Raw genomic sequence first — 18,813 nt, 5'->3', positions numbered from 1 at the left:
CTCTAGCAAACTTGTGCGGTAATATTCCACGTAAATTAACGTGAGTTCTGGATAAGGAAAGAAAAGAAGAAAGCTCATATCGTGGCAGTTGAAACCAATCCACAGCTTTCTCCTATGCTTAGTTTAGACGCTTTATTTTGTGACGTTGACGATTTCTGCCAGGTCTTTGAACCTCAGTGGCATCAAGAATTACTGAGCTCTTGCAAAAGGTATCGTCACCGTTCTAGAAGCCTAAGCTTGAGTGAGGTGATGACGATACTGATTGCATTTCATCAATCTCACTATCGTAATTTCAAGCATTTCTATCTCCTGATGGTGCGACACTATTGGCAAAAAGCCTTTCCCAAAGCAGTGAGTTATCAACGCTTTGTGGCATGGATGCCCTCCAGCTTAGTGCCTCTATGTGCCTATTTATGTGACTGTTATGGAGATTGCACAGGCATTAGTTTCATTGATGCCACCAGTATCAAAGTTTGTCACAATCGCCGTATTGCCCAACATCGAGTCTTTAACGGTCATGCCGCTAGAGGCAAAACCTCTGTTGGGTGGTTCTTTGGCTTCAAACTCCATCTGGTCATTAATGACCGAGGAGAATTACTTCATGTACAAATCACTCCTGGCAATATTGATGACAGAAAGCCTGTCGTTGAACTGTTACGGAATTTATTCAGCAAAGTTTTTGGAGATAAGGGCTATGTGTCCCAAGCTCTGGCACAACATCTCAAAGAAGAACATGATGTGATGTTAATTGCTAAACCTCGCCGCAATATGGAGAATCGCTTGATGCTCTGGCAAGATACATTCATCGCTCGTAAGCGAGCTTTAATTGAGACCGTCATTGACCAACTGAAGAATATTTCTCAGATTGAGCACTCTAGACATCGTAGTCCAGCGAACTTCTGCGTCAATTTGCTGTGTGGCTTGATTGCCTATTGTCATCAGCCTAAGAAACCTTCTCTCTAACTCAATTAGAGTCTCATTTCCTTATCCAGAACTCACGTTAATAAGCAATCCACCACTTTCTCCCATGACCAGTCTAGAACCTTTGTTTTGTTCCATTGATGATTTCTGCCAAGTCTTTGAACCTCAATGGCAACAACAATTACTGGCCTCGAAACAACGGCGGCGACGTCGCCCTAGAAGCCTTAGTCTCAGCGAGATAATGACGATATTGATTGCATTTCATCAATCTCACTATCGTCACTTCAAGTATTTCTATCTCATCAATGTGCGTCATCACTGGCGAGGAGCCTTTCCCAGAGCCGTGAGTGACCAACGTTTTGTGGAGTGGATGCCTTCGACGTTAGTACCTCTATGTGTCTACCTACAGCACTGTTATGGTCAATGCACAGGTATTAGTTTCATTGATGCCACCAGTATCAAGGTTTGTCACAATCGCCGCATCTCTCAACATCGCGTTTTTGAAGGTCATGCCGCTCGAGGTAAAACCTCTGTGGGTTGGTTCTTTGGTTTCAAACTACATCTGGTTATCAATGACCATGGCGAATTACTCAATGTTAAAATCACGCCTGGCAACACCAATGATAGAAAGCCGGTAGTGGAGCTTTTGAAAGAGTTATCGGGAAAAGTCTTTGCTGATAAAAGTTACGTCTCTCAAGCTCTGGCACAGTATTTACAAGAAGAATATGATGTGAGGCTTCTAGCTAAGCCTCGTCGCAATATGAAGAATCACCTGATGCTTTGGCGTGACAAAGTTTTGGCTCGTAAGCGAGCTTTAATTGAGACAGTCATTGACCAACTGAAGAAAATTTCTCAGATTGAACACTCTCGCCATCGCAGTCCAGCGAACTTTTGTGTCAACTTGCTTTGCGGTCTCATTGCCTACTGTCATCAGCCTAAGAAACCCTCTCTTCAGCTTGATTAGAACCTCATTTCCTTATCCCGAACTCACGTTCGATAAGCCTGTTGTTAAGCGGCATTGAAAATGCTGTGTAATGCTTCGATTCTTTGGAGAAACCTATCTCTTCGTTCAGACGAAGACACTACTTCTCCCATTTGACGACGAGGTCTCAGAACATTATTCACCTCATCAAAAGCCTGACAGAATCTCTGGGCTGATTCCAAGGCTCCAAATCCAAGAGTCGGATAATATCGGTCTTTCTGGCCACGATGACTTTGCTCCACTGGATTACCCTGACAGCCAATCACTTGATGCTCCACCTCTTTTCCTAATTCTTCATCAATGGCTCTGGGGTATGACTTAAGACCATCAGTAAAGACTTGCTCGGGACTTTCCCCTGATATCTCTCTGGCCATTTCAAAAAAGGCTTTAGTCCCTGCCATGTCCCGTTTATCAGAGAGCCTCACATCCACAAGATTGCCATCTTGATCAATGCCACGGTATAGATAGCACCATCGCCCAGAAACTTGGACATAAGTTTCATCAACAAACCAGACTTGCCCTATTTTTCCTCGTCGTTTTTCTCGAATGTGTTCGGTGAAATAAGGCAGGAAACGCTCCTCCCAGTCCCGAACAGTTTCATGGCTGAATTGAAATCCACGAAGCAAATAGAATTCAGCGACATCGCGATAGCTGAGTTTATATCTGATTCGACAGAATAGAACTTCAAAGACGATGTCTGTAGGCACTTCAATGAAATTGAAAGGTGTTGCAGTGCGCTCGTTATAGGTGCGATGGCAAGTTTTACACTGAAAGCGATCGTAACCAAGGTTAGTCTTTCGTTGTAGGACTGAAAATCTTGTCGAGTCACAATGAGGGCAGTCCATAGAACGGTTTGAGAGCGATGGTTTAAGTTGACTCAAACAATATCAGACGGTCACATTCAAACCTATTTTGACAACTCAACTCTGACAGAATCTTTGCAAGAGGTCAAATCAATCAAATCAGTCAGAGTTTCGGCTTCAGATTGATCGATGACTTGCTAGAGCAATGTGTAGACTCCATCAAGCCATTCTTTTACAGGTTTAATTGCGATCAATATGTCATAGCTATCGGGATCTGCTTGCAGATTTAGCTCTTTAAATCGGTAGCGGGGTAAGGGTTCGCCAGTCAGAATTTCATCCACGAAATCATATTGGATGAGGCGAACTAAGTAGAGGTGATCGATTTGTAAGGGAGCTGTGCTTGGCGATCGCCTCCATATATTAAAAAAAGACCTCCCAGTATTGGGAAGCCTTGGGGTATCTAAAACTTGCAGACTAGATGCCTAAGTCGAACTTTTAGTACGCAACGCCTCGATAGATCAGACCTTTGGGTGTAGAGTCTGGGGTGATCGGCTGACGAATTGCAACGACTTGTCCACGATATTTGGTTGTGTGGGTCTTACAAGTAGGTGTATGAATACGAGTAGGTTGATAGGTGAATTGAGAACCACGAAAAGTGAGAGTTGTCATTATTTTGCTCCGAGATAAGAAATTGTTGATAAGGGAAATGTGACAAAAAAGAAAGTGAGTTTTTAGTTGCAGAAATCAGCTAGCGAGTTGGCAGACGCCAGATTATGAGCGGAGAATAAACTGTAAAGAACAAAGCGAAAATTGCATTGATCTCTAGGACAGTTACAAGGTCATGATTCATCGGATTAACCTCTGAGAAAGAATGTTGTGTGAACTTGATTGCTTTCACTATCGCTCTAATTTCCAGCAGAAAAAATACCGAAAAAGTCATTTTTGGTCATGTCTTTGATTTAAAAAAGTCACTTTCTCTAAAACTTACAATTTAGAATCCTACGGGAGTAAAGCTTTACCCGCAGCGAGAAATTGTTGGCTCGTCAGTGTTTCGCTGGGCTGGGCATTGTGGGAAAAGATCTGAAAATCCATTGATAGAGGCAGTTTATAGGGTTCCAACTGTTGGGCGATCGCCTGTTGCACTTCAGTGAGGTGATTGGCGCTAACACCAGGCATCAAGATCGCGACTGTAAAGGGGGCAAAATGAGCGACTTCGACTTGCTCTAGATCCACAAGAGACAGGAGATGGGTAATAAGGGTCTGCCACTCAGCAGGAAAATCGGTATGCACTCCCACAGAGAGATAAGAAAATTTCACCAGCACTAATGCCATACTCTGTTGCGCGGCGATCGCCCCTGGCCATTTTTCTGTAAGACGTTGCTCAAAATAGTCCCGCGTCATCAGTCCCATATGGGCATCGACTAATCCCGCATCGCGAAGTAACCGTTGGCTGTATTGGAGATGGGCTGATAGCCGCCGAAACTGTTGGTAAGCCTTCGAAAGATTGAGTTGATTCGTAATACGGGCGATAACTTCCACTACCTTGGGTGGTTTGGTGATGTAGTCTGCCGCACCTACCGAAAACGCCTGTACCTTATCCCAACTCTCATTAAGGGCACTAATAAAAATGACGGGAATCGAAGCAGTGCTGGGATCTGCTTTCAGCTGACGACACACCTCATAACCATTCATCTCAGGCATATTCACGTCTAGCAAAATGAGATCAGGCGGCTGAATTTTTACAACATTAAGCGCAAGTCGACCATTAATCGCTTGGCGCACATCGTACCCTTCGCTTTCGAGCATATCGGTGAGGAGGGCGAGGTTTTGGGGCTGATCATCAACTAATAAAATAACGGCTTTGGCATTACTGGTCGGTATTGCCGCTGTCGGAGTTAAGAGAGAAACTTTTGATGTTTCTGCTGGTTGTGATGTAGCTTGCTGAGTTGTTTTGGGTTGGGGTGGATGTTGTTTTTGGTATTGAGAAAGCACAGCAAAAATATTACTTTTGCTGACTTTCTCACCAAATAGTTCCGAGAGCAGTTGCCAGAGGGTAGGCGCAATTCCTTGTTTAATGTATTTCGGTGAGTAACCCGTTTCGTTGGCGATCGCCTCATAAGTTTTGCGTTTACCCGAATCATCTAGGGATGCGGCCAAAATAATGCGTTGCAGATCGCTAAGATATTCCCCCTTCTGCTCATGAACTAGGGTCTCAACTAATTCGAGGAGTTCATTTTGATCGCTCATAGATAACCGTTGACTTCCAACCTAGGCACTGCCTAGTCTTCATCATAAAAGTCTTAACCCAAAAAGTCTTCGTGAATTCTCGGGAAAAACGATCTTACGGAACAGTATGGGCAGTCACGTCTGTTGTTTGCTTCATGGTCAAAGCTTCGGCGATCGCCACTAAATTTGCTTGTTGCTCCGTCGTCTCCAATGAGGCTAGCTGTTGCAATAAATCAAGGCGTTGCGTCTCATCAGCGAGAGTAAAAGCATCTAACCAATAACCGGCATCGGCATAAATTTCTGATTGTGTTGCAGCATCAGCAGTATCTGCCACTTCTGTCTGCACTGCTTCTGGTAAAGCCTCTAACTCAAAATAGGCGATCGCCTCAGTATGATATTGGCTGGCATCATCACAAGCGAGTCCTGCATGTATCTGATAGCGACCTGTTTCTAATATCATCGTCACAGGCACCGAGACAATCCCCGGTTCAGTACCTGTTGCTTCAATAAATTCAAGGAATTCACCATCGCTATCGAGGAGACCGATATCGACGCGATACTCTGAGGTTGTGGGAACATAAAAAGCAAGTTCCGGCTGGCGATCGCCCTTCGCGAGGTGAGTCAGCGGAATAAGAGGCGTAAATGCGGTGTTGCCCTCTTCCATAATGCAGGAAGTGCGAGAACCATTCGCAACGGTGGAGCCATCAGGGACTTCTGCATCGGGGGGATTGTAGTCAGCCAGAGCAACAGAACCCGAGCCGAGTACCGAAAAGAACACAGCCCAGCTGATTTGAGAGAAGAAATTGTTAGAAAACATTTGACTCAGTAAGAAAGATTTGTCATGTGTCGTTCGATCTTCTGAATGACGACAATTACAAGTATAATGTTTCCTCCCAAGCAGTTTGCCAGCCTCACAAAGTCCTCTTTCTATAGCAGTCGCCGATAGATTAAGACACTCCATAATGGTTTTGCAGACAGGCTCAGGATTGAGGTTCATATGACGTATCAAACTAAATGACCACTGCTATAACTTCATGGATAAGCAAGGTATTCAACGCACAATCCATCTTGCACTCTGCGATCTGTTGACAATGCCGTTTTGAGGTATTGGAAATTGACTAAGCGCCTGGATTTTCAGCCTTGCCGAGAAGCCAATAAGTTGTCATTGCGCCTTTTCCTTTGACGGAGATCATGCCACGTTGCTCAAAAATATAGTCATCTTTGAGAAGTTCATAGGTAGATTCGGTGACTTGGATAAGGTTGGGCTCACCGCTGCTTTCCATTCGAGAAGCAACATTCACTGAGTCTCCCCAAAGATCGTAAATGAATTTTTTTGTGCCGATGACGCCTGCAATGACCTCGCCTGTATTGATACCGATACGAATCCGCAAGAGATGGTTTAGTTGGGTATTTTCATCTAGTTGCACTTGGAGAGGGCTCATATTCTGGGCAATGTCGATCATCGCTAAGGCCATATCGGCGATCGCCGCGACGTGATTTGGGTCGGGAATGGGTAATCCCCCTGCAACCATATAGGCATCACCAATTGTTTTGATTTTTTCGAGACCATATTGGTCAGCAAGTTCGTCAAATTGCGAAAAAACTTGGTTGAGGATATCGAGCAAAGCTTGGGCCGACAGGCGTGAGGCGAGGGGCGTAAAGTCGACGATATCAGCAAAAAGAATCGTAGCTTGGTCATATTGTTCAGCGATGGTACCTGGCTTTTCTTTTAGTTGGGTGGCGATCGCCTCGGGCAAAATATTGAGGAGTAAAGCCTCTGCCTTTGCTTGCTCTTGTTTGAGTGCTTCATCTGCCTTCTTTTGTTCGCTGATATCGTTAATTACACCCTCAAGGCAGCGATCTTCCTGGTTATAACGCCCAGAAATGAGGACATGCAAAATGCTGCCATCTTTACGTCGAAATCGAGTCTCAAAGTTATGCAGCTCATAATCCACCACCTGCTGCAACATCTTTGTTCGGTCTTTTAGATCCGCATAAAAATCGGCTGCCGTTAACCGACCAATGACTTCATCACCGCTGTCATAACCCATCATTTCAACACAGCGGGCATTCGCATCAATTACTAGACCATTGTCCACTCGTGTTCGAAAAATCCCCACCTGGGAATTGTCATAAATGCCACGATATTTAATTTCACTGGCTCGCAATTCCCTTGTGCGTTCTTGCACTTTTACTTCTAAACCACTCTTTGCTTTGGCGAGATCATCAAAAGATTTTTGGAGCTCTGAACGCATCCGATTGAAAGCTAAGGCTAATTTCGTGGTTTCTCGCATCATGCCCACTCGAGCCGTTTGGTAATTTGGAATAAAGACATTCCATTCTCCTTCCGCCAGGGCGATCGCCGCCTGAGAGAGTTGCAAAATCGGGCTGGCAATCCAGCGAGAAGTCATTAGCCCTACCCAAGACGCAATACATAAACCCACAAACATCATCAAAATCGTGTTGCGAGTATTCACATGAATCTGCGCCATAAAATCTGACTCAGGAATCGTTTGAATCACGAGCCAATCTAACCCAAACTCATCCTGATATGGACTCACTTGTAAAAAATGCGTTTTCCCGTCTAAGTTGATGCGACCCTTTTCCTGTTGATCAATATTCTCTAGCGAGCCAAATTCTTGCCTGAGATAACGAGTGGTCGATTCAATCAGGTCATCCTCACTAACCTCTGCCAATAAACGCTCTGGCCGCTCCTGATCATTCTGAAAATTGAGGCTACTCCGCAGGGTCGAACTACCTATTAATGCACCATTCCGTTCAAGGATAAAGGCCTGTCCTGTTTTACCCACCTCAAGGCTTTTGAGAAAAATATTTAACTCCGCCAACAACACATCTGTGCCGATCACTCCAATCATTTCGCCTGAGGCATTCTCAACAGGTTCCGCCAATGTCAGCCCTAACATGCGATTGCTAAACATCACATAAACCGGACTCCAACGGGTTGCCTGTGCACCAACTGGGTTTTTAAACCAATCGCGATCTTGCAATACATAGTTTTCGCGGGTGTTGTAAATATAAGTTGTTTTACCTTCGCTATTGAGTCGGAGCGTTTGAAATTTGCCATCCATCTCACGGGTCGCAATCTTAAGGACAGGCTCACCTTTTTTCCAGCGTCCGATACCGATATAGTCACCCTCTAAGGAACCATATTGAATTGTATTAATTTGTGGATTGTCTTTGATTAACCGCCGAAAATAAGTCGTTAAAGCATTTTGATCGGTTGGATCAACTAACCCTAATTCGACAGCAGCAATGGTGGCGCGATTGGCAAAATCTGGCTCCCGTAAATAACTGCGTAAATGGAGATCAATCTCCCGTCCAATTTCAGTCTGGAGTTGCTGGACAAGAGTATCGACAGATTTTTGACCATTGCGGAGCGACCAATAGCCAACTAATCCCACCACTCCAAATATTTGCAGCAAAAACGGTACAACCAATACGAGCCGTAGAGGGAGCTGCTGGGATTTGCGAGTAAACCATTTCAGCTGGTCAGTCCAAACCATAGGTGAAATTTATTTGCCAGCGACAGTTTAGCGATGAGCATAGTGTTCTAGAGAAATACTGACATATCCATCTGGGTTTAGGGTTTGCTAATCGTTAAATTATTCTGAGATTCTAAGGATTCAGGATGTTATGGAAAGCTCTCGTTTTTTGATAGAGGCGATCGCCTCATATTTCTCTCTAATATTTACCTGCTTAATTGTCGAGTTCAGCTAACTCTAGCCAACGTTCTGTTTTTGTTTCAATTTCTTGGTTGAGCTGAGCGAGATTATCAGAAAGGGCTTGGAGTTTTTCGTAGTCACCATCAGCTTGTTGACAGAGCTGTGCTTCGAGGGCTTCTTTTTTCTCTTCCAGCTCAGGAATAATTTTCATTTCGAGGCGTTCGAGTTCTTTCCGTTGATAATTTGAAAGACGATTCGAGGCAGACTTAGGCTTCTGATAAGTTTTGGCTTTTGTCTTGGTCGCAGTCTTTGCCGGTAAGGATTTTGCTTGAGCAGCTTCGAGTTCAGCTTTCTTTGCTTCCTCAGCTTTTTTGTAATCGAGGTAAATAGAATAATTGCCGGGATATTGGCGGAGTTTTCCTTGCCCTTCTAACGAAAAAATTGTGCTGACAGTGCGGTCAAGAAAATAACGATCGTGAGCCACAATCACAACGCAACCATTGAACTCTTCGAGATATTCTTCGAGAATTGATAGGGTTTGGACATCAAGGTCATTTGTTGGTTCGTCAAGAATCAGCAGATTTGGGGCGGCCATCAACACTTTGAGCAAAAATAAGCGGCGTTTTTCACCACCGGACAGTTTATGGATGGGGGCATACTGCTGGTCGGGCGGAAATAGGAAGCGCTCCAACATTTGCGACGCGGAGATTTGTGTGCCATCAGCCGTTTCGACATAGGTTGCGACATCTTTGATGTATTCGATCACGCGTTGAGTTTGAGTTTTCTCATCAAGATCATCTGAATGCTGGTCAAAATAACCAATATGAATCGTGCTGCCAATATCGACTGTGCCGGAGTCCGGTTCGATGCGGTGGGTAATCAGATTTAAAAAAGTGGATTTCCCTGCGCCATTACCGCCAATAATGCCGATGCGATCGCCAGGATTAAATTCATAACTAAAGTCTTTAATAATCGGGCGATCGCCGTAGGATTTCGAGAGATTTTCGACTTCGATTACCTTTTTACCGATGCGTCTGCCGGGTGTGTCAATATCAACCTTTCCCTGCGCCTCTTTAAAGACTTTATCTTTCATCTCATGAATGCGGTCAATGCGGGCTCTTTGTTTTGTTGCTCGTCCTTGAGGGCCACGTTTAAGCCATTCCAATTCTCGACGCAAGACCCCTTTATGCTTTTGTTGACTGCTAGCTGCCGCTTCCTCAGCTAACGCTTTTTTCTCTAAATAATAGGAATAGTTTCCCGAATAGGCATAGAGATCACCTCGGTCAATTTCGAGGATACGATTGGTGACTTGATCGAGAAAATAACGGTCGTGAGTAATAAGCAATAGAGCGCCAGAATATTGATTGAGATAACTTTGCAACCATTCCACCGAGTCGGCATCCAGATGGTTTGTCGGCTCATCCATTAACAACAAATCGGGTTCAGAGAGTAGCGCTGAAGCTAGTGCAATTCGCTTACGATACCCCCCCGACAGGCTACCCACTTTGGCCTCAAAATCCGTAATACCTAACTTACTCAAAATAATCTTGGCATTGGTCTCCATCTCCCAAGCGTTGAGAGCATCCATTTTTTCGGTAATCGCCGAGAGTTTACCCATCAAGCTATTTAACTCATCCCCTTCCGCCTGGGACATTTTGTGAGAAAGCTCTTCGTAATCTTTAACCCATTTCATCTGCTCGCCACAATTCGCAAAAACCTGATCAAGCACCGTATTTTCAGGCTCAATTTCTGGTTGCTGCGGCAGATAAATAATTCTTGCCCCGGAACGCACAAGACGTTTCCCACCATCAATTGGTTCGATACCTGCAATCATTTTGAGCAACGTGGATTTGCCACCACCATTTACCCCAATCAGCCCAACCTTATCTGTGCCGTCAACGCTGAGATTTCCGTCTCGCAGGATCTCTTTAATCCCAAAATCTTTAGTAACGGATTGGAGGGTGATGATGCTCATTGCAAGTGGAGTAAAGGACGAACTCCATTACCTTAACTGATTCGGTCTCTTCAGATATAAGCAGAGGGGCGATCGCCCTTCATCTTAACCATCTAAATATTTTGGAGGAGTGGCGCTGCTCCGAGTAGTTTCTGAGTGTAGGGATGCTGCGGATTTTTAAATAGATCTTCAGTGTTGCCAAGTTCAACGATTTTGCCCTGATTCATCACTGCAATGCGATCGCATAAAAATTTCGCGACCCACAGATCATGGGTAATAAATAAATAGGTCAAATTAAATTCGTCTTTGAGATTCTGCATTAACTCCAGAACCTGCGCCTGAATACTTGCATCGAGCATACTAACTGGTTCATCACAGATTATGAGGCGGGGACGGGTAATTAACGCTCTGGCAATGCCCACTCGTTGCTGTTGCCCACCGGAAAGTTGCCGTGGAAAACGCGAATAGTAATCTTCAGTTGGCGTTAAACCAACCTTTTCGAGCATTAGCATTACTTGTTCTTTAATCTCATCGCCTTCAGCTAAACCATGAATTTGGAGTGGGTCGCCAATATTTTCGCCAACAGTCATCAAGGGATTGAGAGAGGCATGGGGATCTTGGAAAATCATCTGGAGGTGACGACGTTCGGGACGCATTTCCGCGACAGACAACCGATTTAATTCCTTTCCTTCGAACATCACTTTGCCGCCTGTGGGAGGGACAAGTTGCAGAATCGTGCGGGAAAGGGTGCTTTTACCGCAACCGGATTCACCGACTAAACCGAGAATTTCGCCTTCATAAATATCGAGATTAATACCGTCAACGGCTTTAATCACTTGGGTCTTTTCACCAGTAATAAATTGCTGGAAAAAGTTGCTTTCAAGAATATAGTGCTGTTCTAAATTTTCTAGGGAGAGCAGAGGCTGAGTTTCGATTTCAGCATTTAATTCTTTGTCACTATGGAGATGGAGCGCTGCTTCGAGAAGAGATTGGGTATAGGGATGGTCTGGCGTTTTGAAAATCTTTTGAACACCGCCCATTTCAACAATTTTGCCTTCATGCATCACAGCAATTTCGGTGCAATATTCTGCCACCATCGCAAGGTCATGGGAAATCAGCAGCAGCCCCATATCTCGCTCAGCACAGAGTCTGGTTAATTCTTGCAAAATCTCGTTGGCGACAGTGACATCAAGACTGGTTGTCGGTTCGTCGGCAATAATCAGCTTCGGATCGAGGAGTAAAGCTAAGGCGATCGCCACCCGTTGTCGCATACCACCACTAAATTCATGGGGATATTGATCCCAACGGTTTGCCGGAATTCTGACGGCTTCTAACGTTTCGAGAGCTCTTTGCTTTGCTTCCTTCTTATTCAGTTCGGGGCTATGACAGCGCAGAGTTTCGAGGCAATGATTGCCAATAGTCATCAACGGATCAAGGCGAGTCATCGGGTCTTGGAAAATCAAACCCATCACTTCACCGCGATAATGCCGGAGCGCTTCGCCAGTCAGATTGAGAATTGGTTTCTCTTGAAACGTTGATTCACCACGAATTTGAGACCCCCTCGGTAGCAGTTGTAAAAGTGCCCGCCCAATGGTCGATTTACCGCAGCCGGATTCTCCTACTAAGCCAAGGCGATCGCCATGTCCCACAGCAAAAGAAACACCATCAACAGCCCATTGCAAAATCTTCGCTTGACCTCTTGGTGGATAGGCAATCCCAAGATCTTGAACCGAGAGTAGGGATGTTTCGTGAGTGTTCATGGGTGACTTGGCAAAACTGACCCTCTGATTTTATCTCCCTAAGTAAAATTCTCCGCCCAATTCGCAGGCGATCGCCCACAGTCGTACAATTTGGATTCAGCAAATACCCTCACAAAGTTTTGCTCTCTGCCATTTCGCCCCTCTGTCATGCGCCCACTTTATTTTCTTGTCCCCGGAGTTAGTGAAAAATTTTCGAGCGGTGGCCTCTTCGCCGAAATTAATGCCTATGAGCTCGCCGCAAAACTCCAAACAGCGCATTTAGTCACCTACCGCGAACAATCGGCAGATCATCTTTTTCTTCCTGAAGTACTCGAAAAAACAGAGCCAAATTCTGCCATTTTTGTGATCAGTTGGGGTTTTGATATTCCCCATCTCATCAAAACTTTGCGATCGCACCACGTTATTTACCATGCCCATAGCACGGGTTATAACTTTAAAATTCCAAGCTCAATTCCGATTTTGACCGTGAGTCGCAACTCGATGGGCTATTGGGGAGATAAAGCGCCGAATAATCTGATTTTTCATTTGCCGAATCAAATTGCGCCGATTTTCAATAATCGCAATCTAGAACGGGATATAGATGTGCTGGTACAAAAGCGTAAGACTTCTAGTTATGTTCTGAATCAACTGATTCCTGAACTCCAAAAATCCTGTCGCGTCAAAGTCCTCGATCATTTCGTCCCAGACCTCAGCGAAGTCTTTAATCGTTCCAAAATTTATATTTACGACTCCGCTGAATATTGGGGAAATAATGCTGTCAGTGAAGGGTTTGGTCTCCCGCCCCTAGAGGCGATCGCCTGCGGATGTGAAATCTTTTCCAGTGTGAATGGCGCATTAGCCGATTATCTTGACCCCGGTTTTAATTGCAAAAAAATCAGCACCTATAACGTTAAATATGACGGCGATCGCATCCTCAAAGCGCTCGAAAACTTTTCTGTTTCCTCTGAGAATAGCGACCTCGTCAACCATTACCGCGAAGCCGCTATTGTGCCGCGACTCGAAACAATCCTCAAGGAAGTCAATCACTTCTTTGATTACAAAGAAATTTCCCCACCAACAATTACCACCCATCGCAAAAATCAGTTCCTGATTCAGCTCAAACTCGAACTTCGTAAACTCCGCGCCAAATTTCGGACTTAATGAATTAGCTTTCCTTGGTGCTGTCTCTACCAAAAGTAAGTGGTTGGTCGAGATAAGTTCTCAAAACTGGCGAATGCCGCTACGATTATCGTCACTAGACGGACATGAAGAGATGTAATGTCGTTGCTGTCTTAAGCCCCAAACACTATGACGATCGCCAGAACAATTTGCCTAGGATTTTTAGGCGCGATTTTACTCGGAACCTTGCTCCTGATGTTGCCACTTTCCATGGCGTCAGGGTCATGGAATGATCCATTGGTTGCGTTGTTCACCTCCACCTCGGCAGTCTGTGTAACGGGTTTAAGCGTGGTGGATACAGGCACTGCGTTCTCGACTTTTGGGCAATGCGTGATTTTATTTCTGATTCAGATTGGTGGTCTGGGCTATATGACCTTGTCCACTTTTTTGATGCTGTTAATCGGTCGACGCTTTGACCTGGCTCAAAAATTTGCGATCAAAGAATCTTTTGACCAGCCCTATAACCAAGGCACTCGCACCCTAATTCGTTCGATCATTGCGACGACGCTGATTGGTGAACTGACCGGGATTTTTCTGCTATATATTCGATTCAGTCAAGATTTTGGCGCAGCATCGGGTCTCTGGATGTCGATTTTCCATAGCATTAGCGCCTGGAATAATGCGGGTTTTAGCCTGTTTAGCGATAGTTTGGTTGGTTACCACAATTCGTGGATTATTAATCTCGTTATCCCTGCCCTCGTAATCTTTGGCGGGATTGGTTATGAGGTGATTATCGAGTTTTATTTATGGTTGCAGCATCGTCGAAAAGGGAAACTTCGCCGCTTTAATTTTTCGCTGAATTTCATTGTAGTAACGCGTACAACGTTGTGGTTATTGGGTATTGGCACGATCGCCTTTTTGTTTGTGGAGTGGAATAATCTCAGTACCCTTGCACCGATGGCGAGTTTCAGTGATAAGGCGATCGCCGCATGGTTTCAGTCGATGACAACCCGGACTGCTGGATTTAATAGCATCGATATCGGCAATATGACCACTGCTGGGCTTTTTATCACAATGGGTTTAATGTTTATTGGGGCAAGCCCTAGTGGTACTGGCGGCGGCGTCAAAACCACAACGATGAGTATCTTGGCTAACTGCACATTATCCGTTTTGCGGGGTCATAATACGGTCACTATTCACCAGCGGGAAATTTCTCAAACGATTATTTTTAAGGCGATCGCCGTCGTGTTTGGTTCAGCCACTGTGATTACCCTAGTTACCGCAATTATTTCTGTCAGCAACCCCAACCTCGAGTTGATTGATGTTTTATTTGAAGTGATTTCAGCCTTTGCGACAGTGGGCCTCTCAACGGGTATTACAGCAAGCCTATCGGGGATTGGCAAAATTGCGATTATTGGCACAATGTATTGCGGAAGAGTCGGTGTATTACTGCTAATGTCGGCAATATTAGGTGAAGCTACACCCCAGCGCATTAGCTACCCTGAAGAAAATTTGCTTGTGGGATAATAACCTTCAAATTGCTGCTGCCGAACCAGCATAACTTTTTAACCTTAACCATTCAGTTTTCAAATTAAGAGGATAAGTAACACGTGAATCTGCCTAATTGGAATTTCCTATTTCAGGGTTTGCGACGGGGCGAAAATCGCCAATTTGCCGTTATTGGTCTTGGGCGTTTCGGGCGAGCAGTTTGTGGGAAGTTGCACGAACTGGGTTACGAAGTGATGGGGACTGACATCAACGAAAAACTTGTTGCCACAGTGATGACTGACAAACTTGTCTCTAAAGCAGTTCAGCTCGATTCCACTGAAGTGACAGCTTTGCGTCAAGCGGGAATTTTTGAGTTTGATACCGTTATTGTGGCGATCGGTAATTATCTCCAAGAAAGCATCGTCACGACTCTCAATGTTAAAGAAGGCGGTGTGGAAAATGTGATTGCGAAGGCATCCTCTAGTGTGCATGGCAAATTATTAAAACGGGTCGGTGCAGACCGCATTGTTTATCCGGAGTATGAAGCCGGGGCAGCCTTGGCAATGACCTTGACGCGACCCTCGATCCTCGATCGTTTTGCCATTGATGATAAACACTGCATTGTGGAAATTCGGATTCCTGAAGAGTTCCACGGTAAAACCCTTGCGGAGTTGTCTCTCCGGTCAAATTATGGTGTCAATGTTTTAGCGGTGGGTAATGACGATTGTTTTGAAATTAATCCCTCACCCGAAAAACGTCTTGATAAAGAATTAATGATGATGGTGATCGGTACCAACGAAGCGATCCATCGTTTGCCATTTTGTAAGTAATGCCATGAAAAAACCTTACCAATCGGTTCCTCTCGTTCCATCTGAAGAGCCTCTCGCACCCATTCCCAAGGATTTATTCTCGATTATTGAGCCACATCCCTATCTGAAATTAGGCGCAGACTATGATGGGCGATCGCCATATTTTTTGCGGGAGTTGGTTTTAAGACGGCTAATCGCAGCGCAGATTTGCTTGCAGGAAGAACGACCTGAACTGACGCTTCAAATCTTTGATGCTTACCGACCGATTGCGGTGCAGCAATTTATGGTGGATTACACGTTTGCGGAACTGAAGGGCGATCGCCTCCTAAATGAATCTGAGGAAAAAGAGGTTTGGGAACAGGTTTATAAATTTTGGGCTGCTCCCAGCGATAATCCCGCAACGCCACCACCCCACAGTACTGGTGCAGCAGTAGACCTAACCCTTGCAACGACCGAATCTAGTGGCTCCTTAAATATGGGTGGCGATATCGATGAAATTGGCGATCGCTCCTATCCAGATTTTTATTCGGAGAAAACAGATGCCGAATCCCAGCAATATCACCAAAATCGTTGCCTCTTGCGACAGGTGATGACGAAAGCTGGCTTTGTGCAGCACCCGAATGAATGGTGGCATTTCTCCTACGGCGATCAGATGTGGGCCTGGCAAAAGAAAGAGGCGATCGCCCACTACGGTAGAATCTAGAGCGTGATTTTTGGGGATGCTGATGGGAATTAAAACTTGGCTCGAAATTCCATTTGCGCTGCTTTCTTTTGGCTTTTATAAGGTCAACAAATTTGTCATCGGTAATCTCTATACCCTCTACCTCGGTCGTAATACAGAGCAAAGCAAAACTTGGCGAATCATTTCCGAAAACCTCCTGAAGAAACCGCTCAGTTTGTCGGTTCTAATGACGAAAGCACCTCGCTGGAATACCCATGCGATTATCGGTACTTTAGGGCCAATTCCGGTGGAGTCAGAACTCACAATTAACCTTGATACGATTCGTAGCTCGACTGAATCTTGGGTTGGTTGTATTTACGATTTTCCGTCTTACCGAACCGTCACAAACTTTGAAGCTTTAACGGATAATCCAGAGCAATCTGAACTGAAAATCAAGTTACCAAAAGGCAAATACACGGTTGGTTTACGCTATTACCATGCAAAAGAAAATATCGTTTATCCAACAGTAACTACTGACGCAGACATTCAAGTGCCAACGCTCAAAATAGAGTCTGATAGCAATGATTTTTATAAGACTTTAGCGGGTAAAACAAACTGGTATTTTTCCGCGCTGCATTACTATATCTTCACAATTTTTCAGTTACGGGATCTACTACCGGAAAGCTTCGTGAAATATGAGTTTTTGCCCGTTGGTGCGACAGATACTCAATTTTTCTTTGGTGCTTTAAAGCCTGATGAAACGCTACAAATCAATATCGCTGAATCGCGGCGATCGCCCTACAGCTATTACTTGACCTTTTACAATCGAGCGAGTTTTCCGTTGAGCTGGCAAAAGTTAGAAGGTGAAACAACAATTTCTGCATTGGGCGAAGAAGCTTATTATCTAATTCGGATGCGCCCCAATACTCTCGATGCCCAGAAACAGATGACGGTGATTACTGGAAAAGAAAAACAATTAGCAGCAGATAAAAAGCAACTCTCCATTCAATAATTTAGCCTCGATAATCCCCATGACCTCATTCAATTTTTTACAGCAATGGTATCCAGTCGCTTTGCTAGAAGATTTAGACCCTTCGGCACCAAAAGCGATTACTATTCTTGGTAAACCACTGGTCATTTGGAAGCCTCGTGCTCAGCAAAAATATTCTGTTTTTCTGGATAAATGTCCCCATCGTCTTGCCCCTCTCAGTGAAGGTCGCATCGATGAAAAGAGCGATCGCCTAATGTGTAGCTATCACGGCTGGGAGTTTGATGAAGCGGGTAGTTGCCAACGAATTCCTCAGTTAGGTCAGCCCGAAATTCTAGAAAAACGTCGCGACAATTTTTGTGTTGTCTCATTCCCGGTGCAAACTGAGCAGGATTTACTCTGGGTTTGGTTAGACGAAACGACACCGGATTTGGCCGCCGAAATGCCGCTACCTTTATCGCCCAATATTAGTGAAACAAAGGGATTTGTGTGGTCGACTTACGCCCGAGACGTGGATTATGACTGGACAACTCTCGTCGAAAATATTGTTGATCCGAGCCATGTCCCCTTTGCGCACCATGGTTTACAAGGGAAACGTGAGATGGCAAAGCCTCTAACTTTTGAGATTATCAGTTCTGAAATGACCTGCATTGAGGGTAAGGTCACCAGCGGTTTTAAGACCAATATCACCTTCAAACCACCTTGTTTGGTCGAGTATGAAATTCCATTTCCGTCGGGGAAACAGGTTGGTCTTGTCACCTATTGCGTGCCGACTTCTCCCGGCAAAGCTCGCTTAATTGCCTTTTTTGTGAGGAATTTCGCGAAACAATTGGGTCGTCTTATTCCGCGTTGGTGGGAGCATCGTCAGACCCGAAATGCGGTGATAGATAGTGACATGATTATTTTGCAGCGCCAAGAATATTTTAATCATCAGTCTTCAGAAAGTTGGAAAGATGCCTACAAAATGCCTGCCGAAGCAGATCGATTCGTGATCGAATTTCGGCGTTGGTTTGATCAACATTGCGAAGGTAAATTGCCTTGGGAAAGTTTGGGCATTAAACCACAACCTCTACCCATTGAAACTGATCGCCCCGTAGTTCTAGATCGATATCGACAGCATACTCAACATTGCAGTAGCTGTAAGGGCGCACTAAAAAATACGAAATTGGCGAAACGTATTCTGGTAACTATGGCGATCGCCTCTGTTGCTGCAACAGCGATATTGCCAGATGCTAAGCGTCTCAAAGTAGGTGCTGGTCTATTGGGTTTTGGTGGGATTTGTGGGGCGATCGCCGCTATGTTGCATTACAAATTAGAATCGGAATTTTATTTTATTGATTATCGTCACCCAGAGCATAAATAGTCTTTACGTTTTAAAAGTCGAGGATTTCTATTCAAGATGGCATCGAATAGCAAAAGAATAAATCCCCGACTTTTGAG

General features: G+C 44.8%; 16 protein-coding genes. 8 read left to right on the top strand and 8 right to left on the bottom strand.

Annotation, left to right across the window (positions count from 1 at the left end):
* Positions 1–114: 114 nt before the first annotated feature.
* The gene (locus tag LEPTO7376_RS18310; RefSeq protein WP_015135588.1) at positions 115–963 is read left to right on the top strand and encodes an IS982 family transposase; all 849 of its coding nucleotides are present in this window, start codon (positions 115–117) and stop codon (positions 961–963) included.
* A 64-nt stretch (positions 964–1,027) separates the two neighbouring features.
* The gene (locus LEPTO7376_RS18305) at positions 1,028–1,885 is read left to right on the top strand and encodes an IS982 family transposase (protein ID WP_015135587.1); all 858 of its coding nucleotides are present in this window, start codon (positions 1,028–1,030) and stop codon (positions 1,883–1,885) included.
* Positions 1,886–1,929: 44 nt separating this feature from the next.
* Here the strand turns inward: LEPTO7376_RS18305 and LEPTO7376_RS18300 are convergent, their stop codons facing one another.
* The 8 genes from LEPTO7376_RS18300 to LEPTO7376_RS18270 all read right to left on the bottom strand — a co-directional run bounded on the left by LEPTO7376_RS18300 (position 1,930) and on the right by LEPTO7376_RS18270 (position 12,329).
* A complete protein-coding gene (locus LEPTO7376_RS18300; protein ID WP_015135586.1) occupies positions 1,930–2,748 on the bottom strand; it encodes an IS6 family transposase in 819 nt (272 codons plus the stop codon).
* Between the two features lie 155 nt (positions 2,749–2,903).
* On the bottom strand, positions 2,904–3,047 hold the full coding sequence (locus LEPTO7376_RS26585) for a hypothetical protein (protein ID WP_160148509.1): 144 nt from the start codon (positions 3,045–3,047) through the stop codon (positions 2,904–2,906).
* Positions 3,048–3,201: 154 nt separating this feature from the next.
* A complete protein-coding gene (locus LEPTO7376_RS25105; protein ID WP_015135585.1) occupies positions 3,202–3,375 on the bottom strand; it encodes a DUF4278 domain-containing protein in 174 nt (57 codons plus the stop codon).
* A 330-nt stretch (positions 3,376–3,705) separates the two neighbouring features.
* Positions 3,706–4,953 (bottom strand): response regulator, encoded by a 1,248-nt coding sequence (locus LEPTO7376_RS23895; RefSeq protein ID WP_015135584.1) that lies wholly within the window; start codon positions 4,951–4,953, stop codon positions 3,706–3,708.
* A gap of 94 nt (positions 4,954–5,047) precedes the next feature.
* A complete protein-coding gene (locus tag LEPTO7376_RS18285) occupies positions 5,048–5,749 on the bottom strand; it encodes a DUF928 domain-containing protein (protein WP_041764042.1) in 702 nt (233 codons plus the stop codon).
* 301 nt (positions 5,750–6,050) lie between these two features.
* Positions 6,051–8,456 (bottom strand): adenylate/guanylate cyclase domain-containing protein, encoded by a 2,406-nt coding sequence (locus LEPTO7376_RS23890; protein ID WP_015135582.1) that lies wholly within the window; start codon positions 8,454–8,456, stop codon positions 6,051–6,053.
* A gap of 193 nt (positions 8,457–8,649) precedes the next feature.
* A complete protein-coding gene (locus LEPTO7376_RS18275; protein ID WP_015135581.1) occupies positions 8,650–10,590 on the bottom strand; it encodes an ABC-F family ATP-binding cassette domain-containing protein in 1,941 nt (646 codons plus the stop codon).
* 92 nt (positions 10,591–10,682) lie between these two features.
* Entirely contained in the window at positions 10,683–12,329 is a 1,647-nt protein-coding gene (locus LEPTO7376_RS18270; RefSeq protein ID WP_015135580.1) for an ABC transporter ATP-binding protein, read from the bottom strand.
* A gap of 147 nt (positions 12,330–12,476) precedes the next feature.
* Here LEPTO7376_RS18270 and LEPTO7376_RS18265 point away from each other — a divergent pair, with 147 nt between their 5' ends.
* From LEPTO7376_RS18265 to LEPTO7376_RS18240, 6 genes are all read left to right on the top strand, one after another.
* Positions 12,477–13,469 carry a glycosyltransferase gene (locus tag LEPTO7376_RS18265; RefSeq protein ID WP_015135579.1) on the top strand — a complete coding sequence of 331 codons (993 nt, stop codon included), beginning with the start codon at positions 12,477–12,479 and terminating at the stop codon, positions 13,467–13,469.
* 147 nt (positions 13,470–13,616) lie between these two features.
* Complete coding sequence (locus LEPTO7376_RS18260; protein ID WP_015135578.1) at positions 13,617–14,954, top strand: TrkH family potassium uptake protein; 1,338 nt, start codon at positions 13,617–13,619, stop codon at positions 14,952–14,954.
* A gap of 83 nt (positions 14,955–15,037) precedes the next feature.
* Complete coding sequence (locus tag LEPTO7376_RS18255; protein WP_015135577.1) at positions 15,038–15,745, top strand: TrkA family potassium uptake protein; 708 nt, start codon at positions 15,038–15,040, stop codon at positions 15,743–15,745.
* Between the two features lie 4 nt (positions 15,746–15,749).
* A complete protein-coding gene (locus tag LEPTO7376_RS18250) occupies positions 15,750–16,427 on the top strand; it encodes a M15 family metallopeptidase (protein WP_015135576.1) in 678 nt (225 codons plus the stop codon).
* Between the two features lie 22 nt (positions 16,428–16,449).
* Positions 16,450–17,397, top strand: a complete 948-nt coding sequence (locus LEPTO7376_RS18245; RefSeq protein ID WP_015135575.1) for a DUF6208 family protein — start codon at positions 16,450–16,452, stop codon at positions 17,395–17,397.
* Positions 17,398–17,416: 19 nt separating this feature from the next.
* Entirely contained in the window at positions 17,417–18,736 is a 1,320-nt protein-coding gene (locus LEPTO7376_RS18240) for a Rieske 2Fe-2S domain-containing protein (protein ID WP_015135574.1), read from the top strand.
* The last annotated feature ends 77 nt before the right edge of the window (positions 18,737–18,813 follow it).

Origin of the sequence: [Leptolyngbya] sp. PCC 7376, from assembly GCF_000316605.1 — a bacterium.
In the GTDB taxonomy this organism is placed as follows: domain Bacteria; phylum Cyanobacteriota; class Cyanobacteriia; order Cyanobacteriales; family MRBY01; genus MRBY01.
Note: the sequence above shows the minus strand (reverse complement) of the source record. Positions and strands in the feature narration are given on the sequence as shown.

Excerpts from the sequence above, each read along its gene's own strand:
- LEPTO7376_RS18310 (WP_015135588.1), top strand. The coding sequence starts at position 115 with ATGCTTAGTTTAGACGCTTTATTTTGTGACGTTGACGATTTCTGCCAG.
- LEPTO7376_RS18305 (WP_015135587.1), top strand. The coding sequence starts at position 1,028 with ATGACCAGTCTAGAACCTTTGTTTTGTTCCATTGATGATTTCTGCCAA.
- LEPTO7376_RS18300 (WP_015135586.1), bottom strand. The coding sequence starts at position 2,748 with ATGGACTGCCCTCATTGTGACTCGACAAGATTTTCAGTCCTACAACGA.
- LEPTO7376_RS25105 (WP_015135585.1), bottom strand. The coding sequence starts at position 3,375 with ATGACAACTCTCACTTTTCGTGGTTCTCAATTCACCTATCAACCTACT.
- LEPTO7376_RS23895 (WP_015135584.1), bottom strand. The coding sequence starts at position 4,953 with ATGAGCGATCAAAATGAACTCCTCGAATTAGTTGAGACCCTAGTTCAT.
- LEPTO7376_RS18285 (WP_041764042.1), bottom strand. The coding sequence starts at position 5,749 with ATGTTTTCTAACAATTTCTTCTCTCAAATCAGCTGGGCTGTGTTCTTT.
- LEPTO7376_RS23890 (WP_015135582.1), bottom strand. The coding sequence starts at position 8,456 with ATGGTTTGGACTGACCAGCTGAAATGGTTTACTCGCAAATCCCAGCAG.
- LEPTO7376_RS18275 (WP_015135581.1), bottom strand. The coding sequence starts at position 10,590 with ATGAGCATCATCACCCTCCAATCCGTTACTAAAGATTTTGGGATTAAA.
- LEPTO7376_RS18270 (WP_015135580.1), bottom strand. The coding sequence starts at position 12,329 with ATGAACACTCACGAAACATCCCTACTCTCGGTTCAAGATCTTGGGATT.
- LEPTO7376_RS18265 (WP_015135579.1), top strand. The coding sequence starts at position 12,477 with ATGCGCCCACTTTATTTTCTTGTCCCCGGAGTTAGTGAAAAATTTTCG.
- LEPTO7376_RS18260 (WP_015135578.1), top strand. The coding sequence starts at position 13,617 with ATGACGATCGCCAGAACAATTTGCCTAGGATTTTTAGGCGCGATTTTA.
- LEPTO7376_RS18250 (WP_015135576.1), top strand. The coding sequence starts at position 15,750 with ATGAAAAAACCTTACCAATCGGTTCCTCTCGTTCCATCTGAAGAGCCT.
- LEPTO7376_RS18245 (WP_015135575.1), top strand. The coding sequence starts at position 16,450 with ATGGGAATTAAAACTTGGCTCGAAATTCCATTTGCGCTGCTTTCTTTT.
- LEPTO7376_RS18240 (WP_015135574.1), top strand. The coding sequence starts at position 17,417 with ATGACCTCATTCAATTTTTTACAGCAATGGTATCCAGTCGCTTTGCTA.